Origin of the sequence: Sphingobium sp. HDIP04 (assembly GCF_000445085.1) — a bacterium.
Lineage (GTDB): Bacteria > Pseudomonadota > Alphaproteobacteria > Sphingomonadales > Sphingomonadaceae > Sphingobium > Sphingobium indicum.
Window position 1 is genome coordinate 25,762 of record NZ_ATDO01000044.1, and the last position, 18,104, is coordinate 43,865.

The following is an 18,104-nucleotide window of genomic DNA, read 5'->3' on the forward strand; positions in this document are numbered from 1 at the left end:
AGTGCAGCTTGCCGTCAGGCGGTTTGACACCTTAAATCAGCCTGTGATTATGAACGCCCCCTCAGAACCCTTGTGGACGCAAGGTCAGGCCATTGCCTATGAGGCAGCGCTTGAGGCGATCAATGACGTGATCGCCGGTTACAGCGAACAAATCGCACTAGAACAGGACCGTCAGAAGCCAGATGCAGCGCGTATCTCGTGGCTTGAAATGCGGACGGATCATGCGTCCGCAACCAGTCATGCCCTTACCGTCACCGATGATGAGAATGTCCGGCAAGCACTGCTGGAATACAGCGCCATGGTGCGGGCGAGGGAAGCCCCAAGGTAGCGGTCTGCCCTTCGGGCAGGCGTTGATTTGTTAAATCCCCCCGTCAGTGTCTTCCTAGCATGAGGGACGCACCAGGCCGCATCAAGGATCGGCGGTCCCCCCAATTTGCTGCGCAAATCGGCTCCCCCACCGCCCGCTAGCGCGGCCGCTTCGCGGTCCCTGACCCGACCCGGCGCGACCCTCTCCTTGGCCTTGCCAATTCCGGCAACAAGGAGGTTGTTATGTCTCATCGTCTGTTCGCTCAGCTGGCTTTCGAGCGCGCGCTTGGAAATGCAGCGATCGACGCCTTGAGGAATGCGGTCAACGACAAGGACCATTTCGATGCGGAGAGCATGTGGCCGAAAGACCCGATGTTCATCGGCAAGACGAGCGCCGACATCGAGGCTGTTTCGGCCGAGCTGGCGCAGATCATTGCGGATCGCATCAAGGATGTGCTGGACGGTCCCGGCATCCGCAACATCGAGCGCGGCGAGTGCTTTGATCCGCAGCTTGTCGCCTTGGTCCTAGAGGCCAAAGCAAAGCGCGGCCAATCCGGCTGACGCCGGAGGGGCGGGTCTGGCCCGCCCCTTTTCGCCCGTTGACCGAAACCGATGATCTCGGTGCCCCATCCAGTGCGGGCCTAGAGCTTATCGTTTAACGCTGGCTGCATTTTAGGTCGATCGCGCCCATTGTGAGCTGCGAAGGCGAACCGCCTTCGCGCGCCACTTCCTCATCAATGCAACGTTGCCTTGGGCTGCGCGTGTCCTTGGGCTGTTCTTCCACAACGTAAACGGTGCGGCCATCGGGCGTGACTACGGTTCGCACCGGGGGTCTGTTCGTGCGATTAGCCCCCGGCTGCGCCGGCACGACATACACGGTGCGGCCATCTGGCATAGTGACGACGCGCGGGTGTTCTCTGGCAGACTGCGCGGCAACCGGCGCTGCGATCGAGAGCAACGCGCATATCTTCAATGAATTTGCCGCTACGCCCATACGCCTTCCTCACCAACCATCAGGATATGAGCCTGCGCGCCAACGACCGCAAGCAAGCGATCACAATAAGTTGATTGGCGTCGGCCCGCCCGTTCGCGTTACTTTTCAGGGCGGGAAATGATCCCGCTAACGGGAGCCGGATAACCGCGAGGACCGGCCCCACAACCTGAAAAGGAGAGAGCCATGAAAATGGCTGTTCGCGCCATGCTTGGCGCATTGGCGACGCTTGCCCTGGCAAGCCCATCGTTCGCAGCGACCGTTGCACCAACGAGCTACCCGTTCACCCTCAAGGGAGGTGGCAACGTGGTTCAGGGCAGTAATATTTGGGCTTGCGGTTGGACTTGGCAGGCGCAAACCACCTCATCCACGGGCGGAACAATTTCCGGCGGTGTCGGAGATACCAATCCGAATTGCGGCCAGCTTTCGGTGCCCGCCACCACTTGGTCAGCTACGTCAGCTACGACCGGGGTTCTGCATGGATTCAGTATTATTGGCGGCAACCTCAATAGTTGCAGCACGTCGCAGGACGTGCCCTTCACCATTATGAAGAGCGGAAACAACGCAACGTCGTTCTTTTTCAATTCGGTGAATTTCGGGCCTAGCTGCAACTACAATGCTAACCTCAACACTGGCGCAGCATTGACCGTAACTCCGTAGCCGCCTGCACGGGCCGGGGCATCGAACCCCGGCCCGTGCAATCTCTTCTCTCTGTGTGTCGTGGCATTTTGGCATGGGTGCGCGCCAACTTTCAAGGATCGGCGGTCCCCCCAATTTGCTGCGCAAATCGGCTCCCCCACCGCCCGCTGACGCGGCCGCTTCGCGGTCCCTGACAGCCGGCGCCGGTGCCCATGCCGGGTATCTCCCGTCACCAACGAGAAGGAGAACCGGATGCACATCAAATTGTTTAGAGCGCTGAAAGCGGCTAATCTCTCCGACGACGCCGCAGCGGAAGTAGTAGAGGCTATTGAGGAGTATATCGCCGTGAAGGTTCAGGAGGCGAACAAGGGAATCGAAAGCAAGCTGACGGCGCAAACCTGGGTCATCGGCAGCGTCGGTTTCGTCCTCGCAGTCATCGGCCTCGCGCCCGCTTTCATCAAACTGTTCCAGTAAGACAAAGGGAGGCTTCGGCCTCCCTTTTTTTGCCGAACCGCCCGATTGCCAGGAGATGCCATTTGACCGACTTCGCACAAGCACGGCTCGATATGTTCGAGAGCGGTTTGTTCAGCCAGGGGGATGCGTTCTGGCGCTGGATAGCGACCGACGAGGCACGGCCCGATCTGGCCGCGTTTGCCGCCGATCGCGCGCCTCCCCGTGAGGGCGAGTTTTTCGCGGTCGATCTTGCCGCAGAGGATCTACTTGATCCCGATCATCTGGCCGAGCTGGCCCAGCACATCGAGGCGGCGCACGGCTAGCGCCATGCGCGGGGTTTATCCGCGAGCGGCTTTGCGCTGTTGCTCCGCCACGTCGCGGATCATAGCTGCCCAGCATCCCAAGATCATGCCCTCTTCGTTATCGACTTCGCTTGTCGCTACCGCATAGATACCCAACAAGTTTGCGACCTCGCCCGTCTCGACAATGCCTTGGCGCGCAAGCAGCGTGGCAAACATCGAGAGTGCTCCCCCCATTGCCCGCACCAACGGCGCATCTTGTGGCAGGCGGTCAAATTCGCGGGGCGGGTTACTGGACATAGATCGTTCCAATCAAATAAAGCGACTGCCTTTCAGGACTTATCGTCGGAAGTGCTATCCGCTGCCAATAATTCGACAACCGATAATCTGAAAACATCGGCAAGGCTCTCCAAGGTAGCAAGCGTTGGATTGCCTTGTCCGCGAACCATGTATGAAATATGCGACGCCGCAACGCCCGAGCGTTCGGACAACTCCCCTTGAGTTATGCCTAGTTTCTTTAGTTCGCGAGCGATGTTGGCCCCGAGCTGGGTCATCAACGGCGATGTTCGTTTCAGGTGTAGGGTTGGCATCGCGCTCGTTTCCTTTTCGCTAGGCGCAGAATGTCGGTTCCACCGGCATGGCGCAATAGGGTTGCTCAAACGGCTTTCTGCGCCATGGCTTTCGCGCCTAGCGCAGATGGTATAGATTGTGCGCCATATTAGCACGAGCAAGGTTCAAACCCGGCATGAACGGTCAGGACGACGCGATGAAATCGGCCATGGAGCTGTTTGCAGCCCGGCTTGCAAAGCGCGATGTGGCGAGGTCGATCACCGACCATCGAACCGTCGAGCGGTTGATTGCGATGCTGGAACCGCATGAGCAACAGGTTGTCCGCTTGCGGATCGGGCTTGGCCCCTCTCCCGCGCTCACTCTTGCCGCGACTGCAAAGATCGTCGGCGTGTCGCCAAGCCGCATCGGCCAAATCGAGGACAAGGCATTCCGAAGGATAAGATGGGTCTGCAACAACATAGACATTCACGATCGTTCGGCGCTGGATGCTTTGATCGCGCGCAGGCGTGATGAAGCGGCTGAGGCCGAGCGAATCAGGAAACGCGATGCCTTGCAAAAGGCGCTAGATCAGGAGCGGAAGCGCAAGGCCAAGCAAGACCGGGATGAGGTCAGGCGAGCGAAGGCGCGCGATTCCGCTTGGAACCGCAAACTACGCGTGGCGCAGGCTGAGCTTGATCGGATGAAATCCGACGCTCAGTTTTTTGCCGAACAGATCGCTCAAATCGAGCAGCGCGCTAATTGGCTGAGGGCAATTTTGCCGCGCGACCGCCAATTGGCGGCGCTGCGCGAACAGGCCGATGAAATCCGCGATGCAATCGCGAGCGCAGAAGCCAGCATATCCAACATGCTGGCTTCTCCCCCGGATGGTCCCCAGCTAGGCAAGGAAGCTTCAACAAACGATGGCCACTGATATTGAGCCGTCCCCTGCCCTCGCGCCGCAGATCGCCCGCGTTTATTTGCGCGTCAGCACCGATGCGCAGGACTTACGCCGGCAGGATGCCATCGTGGCCGAGGCGAAGGCAGCGGGCTATTATGTCGCGGCAGTCTATCGGGAGAAGGCATCGGGTGCCCGTGCCGACCGCCCCGAGTTGCTGCGCATGATTGCCGATCTTCAACCCGGTGAAGTGGTGATTGCCGAGAAGATCGACCGGATTAGTCGTCTTCCCTTGGCCGAGGCCGAGCAGCTGGTTGAGACAATTCGTGCGCGAGGCGCGCGACTTGCCATCCCCGGCGTCGTGGACCTGTCCGACCTCGCGGCCGACGCCGAGGGCATCGCCCGCATCGTGCTCGAATCTGTTCAGGCGATGCTCTTGAAGATCGCCCTGCAGATGGCCCACGACGATTACACCGATCGCCGCGAGCGACAGCGCCAAGGTATCGCCTTGGCAAAGGCCGCAGGGCGCAGCGGAGGGCGCAAAGGCGATCGGGCAACGCACGCCCGCATTGTGGCATTGCGCGAAGCGGGAAAGAGCATCGCCAAAACCGCAGAGCTGGCCGATTGCGACCGCAGCACCGTCAAGCGGGTGTGGGCGGCCCATCGTGCCGCCCAGGTGCAAGAACCCAGCCCTCAACGAAATCACCATGAGCGGAATCGCTGATCGCCCTTTCTGTTCGGCTTCAAGCCGGTGGCAGCTGCCACCGGCAGTCCCCTGCCCGCGTCATCGGACTACCAGGCAGGGAAAGAGCGGCGGAACCGCGACAGGGTTTTCCAATCGCCGCCGCGCCGATCGAGCGCAGCGATCTATGGGAGCCAATGGCCGGTGGCAGCTGCCACCGCCGCCAGTCCAAATTGCTGCATCTACTCGCGCCGTTTCCTTTGGGCGTTGCTGTCTGACGGATACGAACTCCGCATCGCCACTAATGCGGGCAAGCAGAAAACCGGCCTTCGGCCTTGGGTTTCCGCAAGCGGACCCTCCCATTTTCAGCTTGCCCGCGTGGCTCAGCTCCGCCGCAAAAAATCCGTCAGCAACGCTTATCCAAAGGAGACTACCATGCAGAACATCGCTGAATTTCGGATCATCGGCCGCGTTGGCAGTGTCGATACGACCGATAAAGTCACCCATGTTTCCGTCGCCGCGAACTACAACCGCAAGGACGGCGATGAATGGAAGACCGATACGCACTGGAATCGCGTGACGTTCTTCCGCCAGCTGGCAGAGCGCGCCGCTGACTTGGGCAAGGGCGACCTGGTTCACATCACCGGACGGGTCCGCCAGAACAGCTACGAGAGCAATGGCGAAACCCGCTACTCGGTGGACCTGATTGCTGAGGGGCTGGGTATCTTGGTTCGGGGCGGGGCTGACTAAGCCCCCTCCCCTTTCTCCTAAAACGGGCGGCCTGGTGGCCGCCCTTTTTTGTGGACAATGCCTTTCATAGACCCTAACAAGAATAGGGTCTAACTATGCGAGGCATCTGTGGCGGCCAAACTGTTCAATCGTGTAGCGAGCTTGCGCGTCGCTTCCGGACTTACGCAATCCGAGCTGGCAGCAAGGATTCAAGTCTCACCTGAAACAGTCGCGGCCATCGAGAACGGCAGGCAGGACGCCACTTTGCTGACGGCGCTCCGTATGTCGCGTGCCCTGCGAACCGAGGTGCCGAACATCTTCAGGGAGCAGCCTTTCCCTAAGTTGATCGGCTCCGAGCGAGGCGAGAGCCGAACAGCTTAGGAGGCCGCTATGCGCCGTGAGATTGCCAGCAAACTTCGGCGCGCAGCCAGCGTGCTACGGACCGTCATGATTTGGGCATCGCTTGCCCTGTGGCTTGCGATCGCGGCAATTGCGCTGATCGTCGTCCTTGCAGTCGGTCTCGCGGCCTATTTCGCTTTTGGCTGGCTTGGAGTGGGAGCCGTCGCCGTCTTCGTGATGATCGTTCTCTTCGGCAAAGACCCACCAACCGAACAGACCGGCCCGCGCCGCAAGCGCAAGGGCCTCAACCTGAATGACGATCCGAACCCTTGGTATATGCAGTCGCAGTATCGCTTCGGATCGGGAAACAGCGCCGCCCACAACCGCTGGCACAAGTAGCCCGTGGCGCAGCCATTGAAGGGATTCTCAATGCGAACAATCGTAGTGACCAATGAGCGCGGCGGCATCGGCAAGACCACGCTTACCTGTCATATCGCGTGGCATCTGGCCGAGCAGGGCAAGCGTGTCGTGGTCCTGGACCTGGACAAGCAATGCCACAGTGCCGGGATGCTGAAAGCGGAGTTCGAGCAGATCGGCCCGGTTCAGTCGATTCTTGACTTCGAACCGAACGAAGAACCTCCGGCGCTGGCCTGTTTCAAGAACACACGGCAGATCGTCGAGTTGACGACTGACAGCCCGCAGCAAGGCCAGCACATCGGCGCTTATGTCCGCGCCATTCGTGCCGGCCTTGCCAAGCACTACGACTACTGCGTGATCGACACTGCGCCCGCGTGGGATGGCCGGAACCTCATGGCCCTGATTGCGTCCGATTATGTCGCGGTCCCACTGGACCCCGACAAAACCGCGCGTCAGTCGCTCAACGAAATCTCGCAAAGCATCAGCCTTGCAAACAAGGTGCGCGGGGAGGGGAACGCGACCCGGTTCGGGATCGTGTTCAACCGCGTTCAGACAACGAGCGAAGTTTCAAAAATGCTGATGGACCGCATTGGGCAGGCGCTTCCTGCCAATGTGGTGCCGCACACCATTCCGCACCGCGAGCACATGCGCGAGGCGGCGCTACTCGAAATTCCCGTTTGGCGCTTGGCAAAGGACACGCGGCGTAGCGCGCCGATCGTGCGCGAAGTCGTCTCCTACATTGTCGATCAAGCTGAGAGGGAAGCCGCATGAGCAAGGCAGCTGTCAAACCGGCGAAGAAGAGCTTTGCCGACTTCGATATGGACGCGATGGACTTTTCGGCCGTCCCCGCGAATACCGAGTTCAAGGCAGCTGGACGGTTTCAGCGCCTTCCGCTCGATGACATTGATCCAGACCCCACGCAGGTTCGCCGGGAGTTCGACCAGGCCGAGATTGATGCACTGGCCGCGACCATCAAGGACCGCGGCTTGCTGCAACCCATCGTTGTCGCGCCAACGTCGAACGGCCGCTACATCATCCGCTACGGCGAGCGGCGCTACCGCGCGTGCCGCCAGCTTGGTTTCGATCAGATCGACACCGTTCTGGATCAGGCGGACGCCGAACGCGATATTGGCCTCGACCAGTTTCTTGAGAACGAGCAACGCCAGGCCCTGAGTCTGGCCGAGCGCGTCAGTTTTATCGCGAGCCGCGTCAGTGACACGCTCTCGACAAAGGATCTAGCCGTGCGCATCGCCAAGCCGCATTCGGAAGTGAAGCGGCTCTACTCGCTGCGCACCTTGCCCGAGGACATTCTCGCCGCGTTGAAGAATTGTTCTCCGCGTGCCGCCGTCGCGATCAAACACGCGATCGAGCTGGACGAGCAGGCCACGCGCAATTTCGTGGTCGCAAACGAAAATCCAACAGCCGCCGCCTGTGAGCAGTTCCTTGCTACGCTCCAAGGCATTCCCGAGGAAGAGAGTGCGCAGGCCGGTGCCGCTAAAGCGATTGACGATCCAGCGCCGCCCCAAGGTTCGCGCGCGCCGGTGGCAGTTGCCACCAGTGCGACGGATGAACGTCAGGAGCGGCCCGAACCGGATGCCCGCGACGACGAGCGGGAAGGGGAGGGCGCAACGCTTGCCGATCCTTCCGATCACAAGCCGCGCACCCCCCGTCAGCCGAAAGAGGCCACCGACGCACCGGCCATCATCATTCAGGGCCGTCGCGGGATTGTTCTAGGCGGCCAGGTCACGGTTCGGTTCGACGGCGAGGCCGCGCCCCAAACCTTCGACTTCTGATAGCTTTTACCGTCCACGTTCACTCAGCATCGAGGCGATGTGGAATTTAGAGCGGTGGCAGTTGCCACCGCTTTTTGTTTGTGGGGTAGGTATCTACTGTATGGCAGGATAAGCCTTGCGGCGGCTAATGTTAACCGTTACGCTCAATCCCATTGGATCGCGCTTCACGGTTGGGAGATACCTACCCCCACATGGAAAAGACGCTGGGCTTCAAGATCGAGGCGACCAAACTCGCAAAGATCGACGCGCTCGCGCAGACAAGGGGAGGGCGCGGCCCCTTCATGCGTCAGCTGGTTGACGCCGTGCTCCGGCAGTCCGGGGCGGCCAGCGAGGCCGCGCCTGTTGCCGACCGCGAGGCCGCTGGCGAGCATCGCCTTTATCTTCGTCCGACCGAAACCGAACTGGCCGTGATCCGCCATCGCGCAAAAGAGCGCCGCATGACCCCGGCGACCTGGGCCATGGCTCTTGTGCGGCGACACATCGGCATCGCCGCGCCTGTCGATCGCGAATTGCGCGAGGAGCTGTTGAATTGCCGTCAGGCGTTGCAGCGCATTGGGCGCAACGTGAATCAGATCGCCCGAGCCGCGAACAAGATGGCGCTGGCGGACAATGCAGCGGAGATCGCCGGCGAGCTGCAAAAGGTCAACGATCTGCGCGCGGCGATCGGCGCGGCCGTCGAAGGTATCGGCGCTGCTACGAAAGCTGACCTGTCCTATTGGGAGGTTTCCAGTGAGCGACTTTGACAGCAGCTTTGAGGCGGGACAGCTCGCCGCGCTGTTCAAACCAAAGCTGACCAGCGACCCGAATAGGCGCGGGGCTGACATGTTGCTGCGCTCGCTGAGTTCTAGGCGGGCAGGCCAGGGCGGGAGCACCCGGGCGCGGCTTGCCCGCGTTGTCAGCCGTGCTCCGGAGGTCATGGTCAAGGTTACGGGCAGGCCGAAGGGCAAGAACCATGCGGCTGCGCATTTCGACTATATCGGTCGAAAAGGCGATGTGCCGCTTGAAACGCGTGATGGCGACATTCTGACTGACAAGGAAGATCGGGCGGAGCTGGCGCGCGATTGGGGCGATCCTGTCTATTGGCGCGACAATTCTACCGTAGCCGCCGTGAGCATGGTTTTTTCGATGCCGTCAGGGACAGACCCCGACAAGGTTCTTTCAGCGGTGCGCGAGGTCGCGCGGAGCGAGATCGGGCATGAGTGGGATTACGTCCTGGCGCTGCATACGGACACACCGCGGCCCCACGTTCATGTGACGGTTGCGGCGCGCGGTGATACGGGAAGACGCTTCAACCCGCGACCTCAAACGCTGCATCATTACCGAGAGCGCTTTGCCGAGGAATTGCGGGCGAGGGGGGTTACAGCGGAGGCAACGCCTCGCGCAGCGCGTGGTGTCGGCCGAGCCGGTCAAAGCATGGCCCTGAACCGGATGCGGCAGCGCTACATGGCCGGCACCGCACCTGCGCCGTTTGCCAATCAGAAAATCACTTCCGCCGCACGCGACCAGCTGGCGGGGCGGTCTACCGCTCCGGATTTCGTGGTGCGCGGGCGGCAGGCATGGAATGAGACGCATCGCCGCTATCTAGCCGCCGCCAAGCGGCTTGAGGCAAGCAGCGATCCAGCTGATCGCCAGCTTGCCGACCAGGTGCGGGAGTTTGTGGGGGCAGGGCGAACGCCTACAATCCATGAGCGATCGGTTGCCGCGATCGAGCGGAAGCGGCAGAACGAACGATCTAGGGACCGCGATCGTTCGCGTGAAGGGCCAGAACGCTAGCTACTTGCCGTGCTTGGTCCAACCAACGCTGTTTGCACGTTCCAAGGCCATCAAGGCGTCTGATACCGCCTTCTGCGCGACTAGAAGATATCCTTCGGCAATGCTGGGCCATGTTAGCTCATCGAACGGATTTGTGACGTTGCCGTTGAAATAATCGAGAGCTTCATGGGCGCGTGCAGCCGCCTCGATTACCTTGGCGGTATGTTTCTTTGCCCTGTCAGATTTCTTCATCGTGCCTCATGAGGCCATAGCCCATCAAGAGATCGAGGGCATAGCGTGAAAGGTACGCCAGACAACGCTAAGGGAGAACAGTGCAGGAACGGCAGTGTGATGGCGGTCAACAGCGGAGATCGATGATACCCAGTTCGTTCCACATCCAGGGGTGACGACACGAAAGTGTGTTTTGCGTACGCCAGCGAAGAACGCGAAGTGAACGGCGGAAGGTGGGTCAGCGTGAAGGCCAAACCCAACGGAGGTAATGGTCTTCGTCACTGTGTAGGAATGTCTCGCCGCAGTCCTTCTCCAACCGGTATGTTCTGGTGTCGGGATCACCCGCCAAGGCGGTAAGCAGCCGTTCGCTGTGCGAGACTACGACGATCTGGCAGGTCTTTACCGCTGTGGTCAGGAGCCGGGCCAGCGGGTCCAGCAGGGTTGGGTGGAGACTGGATTCCGGTTCGTTGAGGATAAGGATCTCCGGCTTGCTCGGCGCGAGCAGGGCGGCGCACAGCATGATGTAGCGCAAGGTCCCGTCCGACAGTTCGCTGGCACGCAACGACCGGAGCAGACCGCGCTGCCGCGTGGCGATGCTGCCGTCCTCGCCACTGCCGACCGTCGATCCCGGAAAGGCGTCCTCGATCGCGTCATTGAACGCTTCGCCGTCGCCGATCGCATGGATCGTCGCGATCGCCGCGGCCAGGTCGGCACCGTCATTGGCCAATGCCGGCGTGTAGGTGACGATCTGGGCCTTTCGTGCTGGTGCGTCCACGTCGGTCCGCAAATTGTCGTAGAAGCGCCAGTTGCGCATGCGCTCGCGCATGAGAAGCATCTCCAGCCCGTCCTCGCGATCGGAGGAATGCGTGACATGCTGTCGAAGGGGTGGAGGTTTTCCATCCGCCATTCTCCCGTCGTTGCCCGCCGGACACGGATCATCGGGCCGCGCCGTTCCGCGAACAGGTTCGACCGGCCAAGAACGCCGCCCGTCCACATTGCCTCGACCTTGATCTCTGGGTCGAAAGCAAAGGCCGACCCTGGCAAGGGCAAGCCCAGATCGATGGCATAGCCCAGATCGTCGCCGGAGAAACCAAGGCGCAGGCTGACCGGACCGGACGGTTCCCTGGATGGGGACTTTGCCGGTTCGCATGTCCTGGCTGATGCGTTCCGGGCCTGCCCATAGCGTCGAGTGGAGGCCACCTTCGCGCGCCAGCGAGTTGACGAGGCGACCCTGCGCCACATCGGCGAGCAGGCGCAGAGCACGGTAGATGCTGGATTTCCCGGTTCCGTTGACACCGGTGATGATCGTCAGCGGGGCAAGCAGCAGCTTGATGTCCCGGAGGGAGCGGTAGCCGGAGACGGCCAGTTGCGAAATCACCGGCATTCTTCGCCTCAACGTCTGAACGGGATGACGACGGCCTGGTCGAGAAAGGCGCGCATGCCCTCTTCCTCGACGGTGCGTCGGAAGGCGGCCCATGCGGCATCGTCGGTGGCGAACGGATCGTCCCACACCGTCGAAGGGCTCTGTTGCAAAGATTGGCGGCAGTCAGAGGTAGGCTGTCGCTCTGCGCCGATCAGGCGGCTGCTGCGAAATGGTGGTTGAGCATGCCCATGGCCTCCGTCAGCGCCGAGGGCCCAATGCCAAAAGCTCTCTCCACAAGGCGCACCTCGCCCCTGATGCCGGGCTGCAGGCACCAGGGGCGAGCCTGTCCTTTGCGCAGGGCTCGCATGACTTCGAATCCCTTGATCGTGGCATAGGCCGTGGGGATCGATTTGAAACCGCGCACCGGCTTGATCAGTATCTTGAGCTTTCCGTGATCGGCCTCGATCACGTTATTGAGATACTTCACCTGCCGGTGGGCCGTCTCCCGGTCCAGCTTTCCTTCGCGCTTCAATTCGGTGATCGCTGCACCATAGCTCGGCGCTTTGTCGGTATTGAGCGTGGCAGGCTTTTCCCAGTGCTTCAGGCCTCGCAGGGCCTTGCCCAGGAACCGCTTCGCTGCCTTGGCGCTGCGGGTCGGCGACAGGTAGAAATCGATCGTGTCGCCCCGCTTGTCGACTGCCCGGTACAGGTAGGTCCACTTGCCCCGCACCTTGACGTAGGTTTCATCCAGGCGCCAGCTCGGATCAAAGCCACGCCGCCAGAACCAGCGCAGCCGCTTCTCCATCTCCGGGGCGTAGCACTGGACCCAGCGATAGATCGTCGTATGGTCGACCGAAATGCCGCGTTCCGCCAGCATTTCCTCAAGGTCGCGATAGCTGATCGGATAGCGACAATACCAGCGCACCGCCCACAGGATCACATCACCCTGGAAATGGCGCCACTTGAAATCCGTCATCGTTCCGTCCGTCCAATCTCCGCCAAGCATGCTCAAGCTTCACGATTTTTGCAACAGAGCCATCGCCACAAACCCGTCCAGCTTCGGGCGCTGCGGTACGGACTGGCGCCGGTAACCCGGCGGCGATGAAAACGACAGCATCTTGCGTACCGTATCGCGCGACACATTGAAACGCTTCGCCGCCGCCCGTTGGCTCATGCCATCCGCGCAAGCCAGACGGACCTGAAGATAAAGTTCCACGCTGTAGATCCCCACACCTCCCTGACTCGGCAGAAAGGCTTCAAGGTGGACGACTTTTACGCCGCCCGCAGCAGGACTATCCCGCCGCTACCGTGGTCGAATATTGCTCCGCCGTTCTCACTCGGCCCTGCCGGACGACGCGTTCAGGGCATGGACCGCGTCGCTTGCGGACGGCGCGGTGGTTGCCTTTAGGCGTTGCTCAGGAGATGGATGACATTCTCGCTCGGCGGATGGCCGGGCCACTGGATGATCGCATCCTTGACGGAGGGCCGCGCGAAGAGCCGATTGGCATAGGCCTCGACACGGGGCTTGCCTGCACCGTCTTTCCAGAAACCCGAATAGCCGAGCCAGAGGAAGCGGTAGAGACTGACGGCCCAGAACAGGTCGGCGAGCGTGAAGCGGTCGCCGAACAGCCAAGGTCCGGTGGACGCCCCGAGGTCGCGATCGAGATCGGTAACCAGCTGCTCCGCCTTCGAGATGGCGGTCCGCATTTGCGGCTCGTTGATGACGAACGAGGCGGCGGCTTCCTCCTTCACAATCTTGTGTTGGTAGGCTTCGAGGAGAAGCGGGTCGCCGTCCGCGAGCGGGATATTGCGGCGCACGGCGTCGATCTTGTGTGCGTGGATGCCGGGCATGACCGCCTGCATGCTTTCGGGCCGACGATCACCGTCCGGATCGGCGCCGTAGAGCAGGGCTACATGGGGCGTCGTGTCAGCGAGCTGGACCTGCTTGAGCACAGCCTCCCGTATGTCGGCGGGCAGAAGATCGGTACCGCCGGACAAGGCGTCGCAGAGGTAGAGGCAGATTGCCTTGGAATCGGCGAGGATCCGGCCGGTCTCATGGTCGACGAGGGTCGGTACGACGAGCGGGTCGAACCCTTCGGAATCAACAGACGACTGCCCAGTGAACGAGCTGACAGGACGGTGCTTGGCTGCGGCTTCCGATCGCAACCGCAGCCGGACATATTGCGGACAATAATTCTCACTCTGCGGGGGAAGGATCGTCAACTCGTTGGAGCCGAAGGTCACGCCCTTCTCCATTAGGGTGCCGCGCACCTTTTGCGAGCAGACTGAGAACACGAAGTGGAACAGTTCGAACCGCGGTTCGACCGTCGCTTCGCGGCGAAGGAGGCTCGGTGACTGTCGATCCGGGCTAATCAGAGTCGATTGCTCAGGCTTGATAACCTCTTCACGGACTTTCCTCGCCAGGGTTTCTGTATCAGCGCTCATATTTTTATGATCCTTTTGCCTGGAACTGAGACGTTCGGGGATTTTTGCGGGCTAAATCGTCATGTAGAATGAGTGTGTTCCGCCGGCGGCCGGATGGCTGGTGAACTTTCCCGGCGCTCCTGCCCCACGCAGCGCGCAAGGCCGGTAAGCAGCGGCAGTGCAACATAGGTCGCGGCGGGCACGACAAGCCCCACGACCAAGAAGGAGCGCAGCAAAACGGGAAGATGGGCAATGGTGTCGCCCAAGAGAATGTTGACGAGGGCCACTAGCGGCGCGAGCGTGGTGATCAGCAGCAACACTCTGAGATGGCGTGTGCGGAGCGAAGGTTGGGGCGCAGCGCTCACCCCTTCCTTATTCAGACTTTGATGCGCTGCGTCTTGTCTCTCGACGTTCGCCCCTTGCCAGGGGTATCGCCGATCGAACCCGCCCATCCGCCATTCAAGAATGTCGATGCTTTGACGTGCCCCGGACACGGTCATGGGGTCTTCGGCGATGAAGGCCCGGGCTGCGTTCCAATCGTCGACATCAACGAGATATGTCGATCCGACCAAATCGCCGCCTTCGGCGAAGGTGGTCCCCACTGCCAAAATGCTTGCGGTGTGCGACGCAAGATAGGCGCGGTGTGCCGGTATGGCTGCTGTGCGCTCTGCCAGCTTTTCAGGCGAGATGGTGGTTATGACGGAGAACAGCATGGGACGTTCAATCCGTCAGACTTGGCGTGCTTTGCGGCACGAGCGGCTGATGTCGCGGCCCGCGCGTAGGGACCGGCGGGTTCAGCTCGAAGCGTGCGATCAGGGTGTCTCGCAACAACGCGATCTCGTCCGCCCCAATTCCATGGTCCTTGATCGGTTGAATATACTCGCCGACATCAGCACCAGAGAGTCTAAAGCGCTCAGCTGTCTCCCGCACATGCTCTGCCTTGACCCAATCGTCGTTCAGACCACCTGTGAATATCGCCTTGAGACCGGTAAACCGAGGCTCAACTGGCGCGGTTGGGAGCTCAAAACCCGGGAGGCTTCCGGTCAGCGAGCCCAGGAACCCCATTTTCGCAGCGCCGCACCACATGAAGTGACTGGCGAGGCAGGCACCCTGGCTGAAGCCGACTATGCCCTGACGGTCTAGCGCGACCCAGGCTGCTTCCAGCCGCGAGGAGATCTCAGCCAAGGCGGTGCAGGCGTCAGCCACAGACCTGTCGCCGTCTGGATCGAACCCGTCATATTTGGGCGAGTACCACGCCCCGGCGGGCGCTTGCAGGGCAAGCCAGGCGACAGAGGGCAGATCGAGCTGTCTCGCAAGTTCCAGCATCGCTTGCGCACGCTGGCCACGGCCGTGCAGAAGAATGATCGCAGCATTTGCCTGTTCGACAGGCGGGCCGGTCACGATTGTCCCATAGGGTCCTTCAGGGGAAAACGTCATCGCGGCGCTCCAGCAATATGGCGGCATAGCCGGTCCGCAAAGGCGACAGGATGCTGCATCGCGACCTGGTGCGCGGCACCCGTCACAACTTCGAATGCGGCACCTGGAATGAGAGCGGCGGTCGCGCGGACCGCCTCCGGTGGCACGGCGGCATCGTTCGCACCGGCTATGACGAGCGTTGGCGTTTCGACCTGCGGAAGAAGGCTTCTCGCGTCATGGCCCTTGATCGCTGCGACAGCGCCGGTGAATCCGGCAACTGTCGTGGCCAAGATCATCGACTCAGCAAGATCCAGCAGACCTTGGTCGACCGCTCCGGAAAACCATGCCGGATACACGATCGGCACCTGCGTAATGAGCCCGCCGCTGCGCACTGCGGCCACCCGCTTGTCCCAGATCGGCCAAGCTGGCTCTGGAACGAGAGAACCTGCTGCCACGAGTGTCAGCGAGATAAGCCGGTGTCCCGCCGTGGCGCCAAGATATTGCGCGACCATCGACCCGACCGACGTGCCAACAAGATGAACTCTTGCAAACGCGAGGTTATCCATTACATTAAGCACGTCGGCCGCCAGTTCGGCTAGACTGTAGTCGCCGGCACTCGGCGAACTCGTTCCATGACCCCGCAGGTCCATCGTGATCGCATATACCCCTGAAGGTAAACGACCGGCCACGTCATTCCAGGACCGCCAGTCGGCCAGCAGGGAAGAAAGGAGCAGGATCGGCTCACCGCTCGGCAAGCCAGTGGTATGAACACCGATCCGCGCACCATTTCGGCTATTGACTGCCCGATGTCGCCACATTCTCTTCACCCAGCCTGCGGAGTCATCCTTGCGATCAAATGACGATCGGATCGTTCATCGTCCGGAGGAGCTCGTCCTTTACACCTTCGAGCTGCGGCGCGACCTTGACCTCGCTGCCGAGCTTCTCGGGGCTCTCGTCATGGGTGAAACCAAGCGTGACCGAGGCTTCGAACAACACGCCGCCCGGCGTACGAACGTAGATCGATTCGAAGTAGCCGCGGTGCTTGCGATCTGAGAAATCGGTGTAGCCGAGGCCTTCCACGTCAAATTTGAGCGCGGCCTGCACGTCGAGGTCGGCGACTTCAAACGCGGCGTGATGAACTTGGCCTTCGCCAAGCGCCCAGGTGCCGGGCCTTTCGTCCTCATCGATATAGACGTCTAGCACCTTGGCCGCACCGCCATTGCCGAAAGCGTAGCGCTGGTAATTGCCGTCGCGTCCCTGGGGCTTCAGGTTCCAGGCATTGCGCATGAAGGAGTCCATCTCCTCATTGCGATTTAGGGTGGCCGTCCAGCTGTGAAAGCCCCGCAGCGCGACCTCCTTGGGCACATAGGGAGAGTCCCAGGGCTCGAACTGGCCGTCCGTGTCCTGCTCGATGATTTCGAAGCCGACACCGCAGTCGGGGTGCTCGAACGACAGATATTTCTGCCCGAACCGCTCACGCACTTCCGAGACGGTCACAGCGCGCTTTATGAGATGCTCCTGCCACCAGGAAAGCGTACCGACGGGTGCGTTATAGGAAACCGCCGATATCTGCCCTGCACCACGCTTTCCGGTGTAGCCAGCCTGGCGAACGGGGAAAGTGGTGTACAGCGTGCCCGGTTCGCCAAGCTCATTGCCGAAATACAGATGATAGACCGGCCGTGCGCCGTCGTAGAACATCGTCTTCTTGACGAGCCGCTGTCCCAGCGTCTTGACGAGAAGATCCACGTCGCCTTGCGCGGATCCGGTCGCGACGGTGATGTGATGAAGTCCTTCGACGCGTTCGGGCAGTTGCATCATGATCGCTCTCCACTATTTTCTGCGATTGCGGATCGTCTCTTCAAACCTGCACAACGATCGCTGCTGCAGCCTGTTTGAGGGATCAGGGAGTATTTGACAATTGGCGGACCTTCATAGATACAATTCAGATTGTGAATATAGATGACCTGGATTTTCGGCACTTGGTGCTTTTGGATGCGCTGTTAAAGCGGCACAGCGTCAGCGCCGCTGCACGAGAACTCGACCTACCGCAGCCCACCGCCAGCCATGGGCTGGCGCGCCTGCGCAAAGCATTGGGCGACCCGCTTCTCGTCCGGGCGCGCGACGGCATGGAGCCGACACCACGTGCCGAGGCGATCGCCGGGGTTGTTCAGCAACTGCTGGAACTGCGTCGCGACCTGGCTGAAGGCGGGCAGACATTCTCACCTGACCGTCTCAAGCGCGAATTCATCATTGCCGGATCGGACATCGCCCATCTTGTCGTTTTGACGGCGTTGCATTCGGCGGCGCGGTTCGAGGCACCACACACCAGCTACCGCGCACTCACGCTGAGCGGCGATGAAATGGTGAGCGCGCTCGAGACCGGGCATGTCGATATCGCCGTCGGCGCCTATCCGAGCCTTGTTGCCGGCATCAAGACGCAACGGCTCTACCAGGAGGAATATCTGTGCTTCGGAAAGGAAGGTCATCCGTTCATCAAGTCCGGTGAGACCGATGACTTCATGGCCGCAGATCATATCGTGGTCAGCACCAAGGGTATGGCCCATGCCCATCGTGCCGTCGAACGCGCTCTCCTCGACAAGATCCATCCCGATCGGATCAGGATCGTCGCGAGCAGCTTTCTCGTGGCGTTGGCAGCTTGCTTCGAGTCGGACCTTATTCTTACCGCTCCGGCTCGCGTGATTGGTCGGCTCGCCGAGGTCTACGGACTCCGGGCCGTGCGGCCGCCAATTCTTATGGAAGCATTTGAGGTCAGGCAATATTGGCATGCGAGGAACCAAGACGACCCGCCTCACCGCTGGTTGCGAC

The 18,104-nt window shown here is 61.0% G+C and carries 27 protein-coding genes and 1 pseudogene; 15 read left to right on the forward strand and 13 right to left on the reverse strand.

All coding sequences use genetic code 11. The features are described 5' to 3' along the window. The first annotated feature begins 70 nt into the window (after positions 1-70). Together L286_RS27465 and L286_RS27470 are read left to right on the forward strand one after the other, a co-directional pair. Positions 71-328 carry a hypothetical protein gene (locus tag L286_RS27465; RefSeq protein ID WP_037492888.1) on the forward strand — a complete coding sequence of 86 codons (258 nt, stop codon included), beginning with the start codon at positions 71-73 and terminating at the stop codon, positions 326-328. A 221-nt stretch (positions 329-549) separates the two neighbouring features. Continuing rightward, entirely contained in the window at positions 550-867 is a 318-nt protein-coding gene (locus tag L286_RS27470; RefSeq protein ID WP_021223033.1) for a hypothetical protein, read from the forward strand. Positions 868-961: 94 nt separating this feature from the next. Here L286_RS27470 and L286_RS47680 read toward each other — a convergent pair whose 3' ends face one another. Continuing rightward, on the reverse strand, positions 962-1,300 hold the full coding sequence (locus L286_RS47680) for a hypothetical protein (protein WP_079651155.1): 339 nt from the start codon (positions 1,298-1,300) through the stop codon (positions 962-964). A 183-nt stretch (positions 1,301-1,483) separates the two neighbouring features. Here L286_RS47680 and L286_RS48305 point away from each other — a divergent pair, with 183 nt between their 5' ends. The 3 genes from L286_RS48305 (at position 1,484) to L286_RS27480 (ending at position 2,712) form a co-directional block, all read left to right on the forward strand. After that, positions 1,484-1,957, forward strand: coding sequence for a hypothetical protein (locus tag L286_RS48305; protein WP_139385175.1), 474 nt, complete (start codon positions 1,484-1,486; stop codon positions 1,955-1,957). A 231-nt stretch (positions 1,958-2,188) separates the two neighbouring features. Beyond that, positions 2,189-2,410 carry a hypothetical protein gene (locus tag L286_RS27475; protein ID WP_004213291.1) on the forward strand — a complete coding sequence of 74 codons (222 nt, stop codon included), beginning with the start codon at positions 2,189-2,191 and terminating at the stop codon, positions 2,408-2,410. 62 nt (positions 2,411-2,472) lie between these two features. Beyond that, positions 2,473-2,712, forward strand: coding sequence for a hypothetical protein (locus L286_RS27480; RefSeq protein ID WP_037492884.1), 240 nt, complete (start codon positions 2,473-2,475; stop codon positions 2,710-2,712). Positions 2,713-2,727: 15 nt separating this feature from the next. Here the strand turns inward: L286_RS27480 and L286_RS27485 are convergent, their stop codons facing one another. Further along, complete coding sequence (locus tag L286_RS27485) at positions 2,728-2,988, reverse strand: hypothetical protein (protein ID WP_238559287.1); 261 nt, start codon at positions 2,986-2,988, stop codon at positions 2,728-2,730. 32 nt (positions 2,989-3,020) lie between these two features. Beyond that, complete coding sequence (locus L286_RS47685; RefSeq protein WP_056379689.1) at positions 3,021-3,278, reverse strand: helix-turn-helix domain-containing protein; 258 nt, start codon at positions 3,276-3,278, stop codon at positions 3,021-3,023. 155 nt (positions 3,279-3,433) lie between these two features. Between L286_RS47685 and L286_RS27490 the strand changes: the two genes are divergently transcribed. The 9 genes from L286_RS27490 to L286_RS27520 all read left to right on the forward strand — a co-directional run bounded on the left by L286_RS27490 (position 3,434) and on the right by L286_RS27520 (position 9,865). Then, positions 3,434-4,168: a sigma factor-like helix-turn-helix DNA-binding protein gene (locus L286_RS27490; RefSeq protein ID WP_021223036.1), complete on the forward strand. Its 735-nt coding sequence runs from the start codon at positions 3,434-3,436 to the stop codon at positions 4,166-4,168. Further along, the gene (locus L286_RS27495) at positions 4,158-4,856 is read left to right on the forward strand and encodes a recombinase family protein (RefSeq protein WP_021223037.1); all 699 of its coding nucleotides are present in this window, start codon (positions 4,158-4,160) and stop codon (positions 4,854-4,856) included. The genes L286_RS27490 and L286_RS27495 overlap by 11 nt, the downstream gene beginning before the upstream one ends. A 393-nt stretch (positions 4,857-5,249) precedes the next feature. Then, the gene (locus tag L286_RS0124165; protein ID WP_004213277.1) at positions 5,250-5,564 is read left to right on the forward strand and encodes a single-stranded DNA-binding protein; all 315 of its coding nucleotides are present in this window, start codon (positions 5,250-5,252) and stop codon (positions 5,562-5,564) included. 108 nt (positions 5,565-5,672) lie between these two features. After that, positions 5,673-5,924 (forward strand): helix-turn-helix transcriptional regulator, encoded by a 252-nt coding sequence (locus L286_RS47690; protein ID WP_007016081.1) that lies wholly within the window; start codon positions 5,673-5,675, stop codon positions 5,922-5,924. Positions 5,925-5,933: 9 nt separating this feature from the next. Beyond that, positions 5,934-6,281, forward strand: coding sequence for a hypothetical protein (locus L286_RS27500; protein ID WP_235862801.1), 348 nt, complete (start codon positions 5,934-5,936; stop codon positions 6,279-6,281). Between the two features lie 30 nt (positions 6,282-6,311). Next, complete coding sequence (locus tag L286_RS27505) at positions 6,312-7,070, forward strand: ParA family protein (protein ID WP_011627740.1); 759 nt, start codon at positions 6,312-6,314, stop codon at positions 7,068-7,070. Then, positions 7,067-8,092 carry a ParB/RepB/Spo0J family partition protein gene (locus L286_RS27510; protein ID WP_021223041.1) on the forward strand — a complete coding sequence of 342 codons (1,026 nt, stop codon included), beginning with the start codon at positions 7,067-7,069 and terminating at the stop codon, positions 8,090-8,092. Before L286_RS27505 ends, L286_RS27510 begins: the two co-directional genes overlap by 4 nt. 191 nt (positions 8,093-8,283) lie before the next feature. Beyond that, positions 8,284-8,835 (forward strand): plasmid mobilization relaxosome protein MobC, encoded by a 552-nt coding sequence (gene mobC, locus L286_RS27515; protein ID WP_021223042.1) that lies wholly within the window; start codon positions 8,284-8,286, stop codon positions 8,833-8,835. After that, positions 8,822-9,865 (forward strand): relaxase/mobilization nuclease domain-containing protein, encoded by a 1,044-nt coding sequence (locus L286_RS27520; RefSeq protein ID WP_021223043.1) that lies wholly within the window; start codon positions 8,822-8,824, stop codon positions 9,863-9,865. The genes mobC and L286_RS27520 overlap by 14 nt, the downstream gene beginning before the upstream one ends. On the opposite strand, the gene L286_RS27525 is transcribed toward L286_RS27520, so the two are convergent. From L286_RS27525 to linE, 10 genes and pseudogenes are all read right to left on the reverse strand, one after another. Then, positions 9,866-10,096, reverse strand: a complete 231-nt coding sequence (locus L286_RS27525; RefSeq protein WP_021223044.1) for a hypothetical protein — start codon at positions 10,094-10,096, stop codon at positions 9,866-9,868. A 217-nt stretch (positions 10,097-10,313) separates the two neighbouring features. Further along, positions 10,314-11,459: an AAA family ATPase gene (locus L286_RS27530; protein WP_235862806.1), complete on the reverse strand. Its 1,146-nt coding sequence runs from the start codon at positions 11,457-11,459 to the stop codon at positions 10,314-10,316. Between the two features lie 8 nt (positions 11,460-11,467). Continuing rightward, a complete protein-coding gene (locus tag L286_RS48860; protein ID WP_193746228.1) occupies positions 11,468-11,608 on the reverse strand; it encodes a hypothetical protein in 141 nt (46 codons plus the stop codon). Positions 11,609-11,649: 41 nt separating this feature from the next. After that, the gene (locus tag L286_RS27535; protein ID WP_001389365.1) at positions 11,650-12,414 is read right to left on the reverse strand and encodes an IS6-like element IS6100 family transposase; all 765 of its coding nucleotides are present in this window, start codon (positions 12,412-12,414) and stop codon (positions 11,650-11,652) included. 60 nt (positions 12,415-12,474) lie between these two features. Then, positions 12,475-12,654 (reverse strand): annotated as a pseudogene (locus L286_RS0124175) (helix-turn-helix domain-containing protein); the annotation flags it as partial. Between the two features lie 188 nt (positions 12,655-12,842). Next, positions 12,843-13,883 carry a 2,5-dichlorohydroquinone reductive dechlorinase gene (gene linD / locus L286_RS27540; RefSeq protein ID WP_031293069.1) on the reverse strand — a complete coding sequence of 347 codons (1,041 nt, stop codon included), beginning with the start codon at positions 13,881-13,883 and terminating at the stop codon, positions 12,843-12,845. A 59-nt stretch (positions 13,884-13,942) separates the two neighbouring features. Beyond that, positions 13,943-14,575, reverse strand: a complete 633-nt coding sequence (locus L286_RS27545; RefSeq protein ID WP_007686013.1) for a YciI family protein — start codon at positions 14,573-14,575, stop codon at positions 13,943-13,945. A gap of 7 nt (positions 14,576-14,582) precedes the next feature. Further along, a complete protein-coding gene (locus L286_RS27550) occupies positions 14,583-15,299 on the reverse strand; it encodes an alpha/beta hydrolase (protein WP_007686010.1) in 717 nt (238 codons plus the stop codon). Next, positions 15,296-16,096 carry an alpha/beta fold hydrolase gene (locus L286_RS0124180; RefSeq protein WP_218847786.1) on the reverse strand — a complete coding sequence of 267 codons (801 nt, stop codon included), beginning with the start codon at positions 16,094-16,096 and terminating at the stop codon, positions 15,296-15,298. The genes L286_RS27550 and L286_RS0124180 overlap by 4 nt, the downstream gene beginning before the upstream one ends. Positions 16,097-16,130: 34 nt before the next feature. Then, a complete protein-coding gene (gene linE / locus L286_RS27555) occupies positions 16,131-17,096 on the reverse strand; it encodes a chlorohydroquinone/hydroquinone 1,2-dioxygenase (protein ID WP_007686007.1) in 966 nt (321 codons plus the stop codon). Between the two features lie 164 nt (positions 17,097-17,260). On the opposite strand from linE, the gene L286_RS27560 reads away from it, so the two are divergent. Beyond that, positions 17,261-18,104: LysR family transcriptional regulator (locus tag L286_RS27560; protein ID WP_238559288.1), on the forward strand; the 844-nt coding region annotated here is incomplete at its 3' end.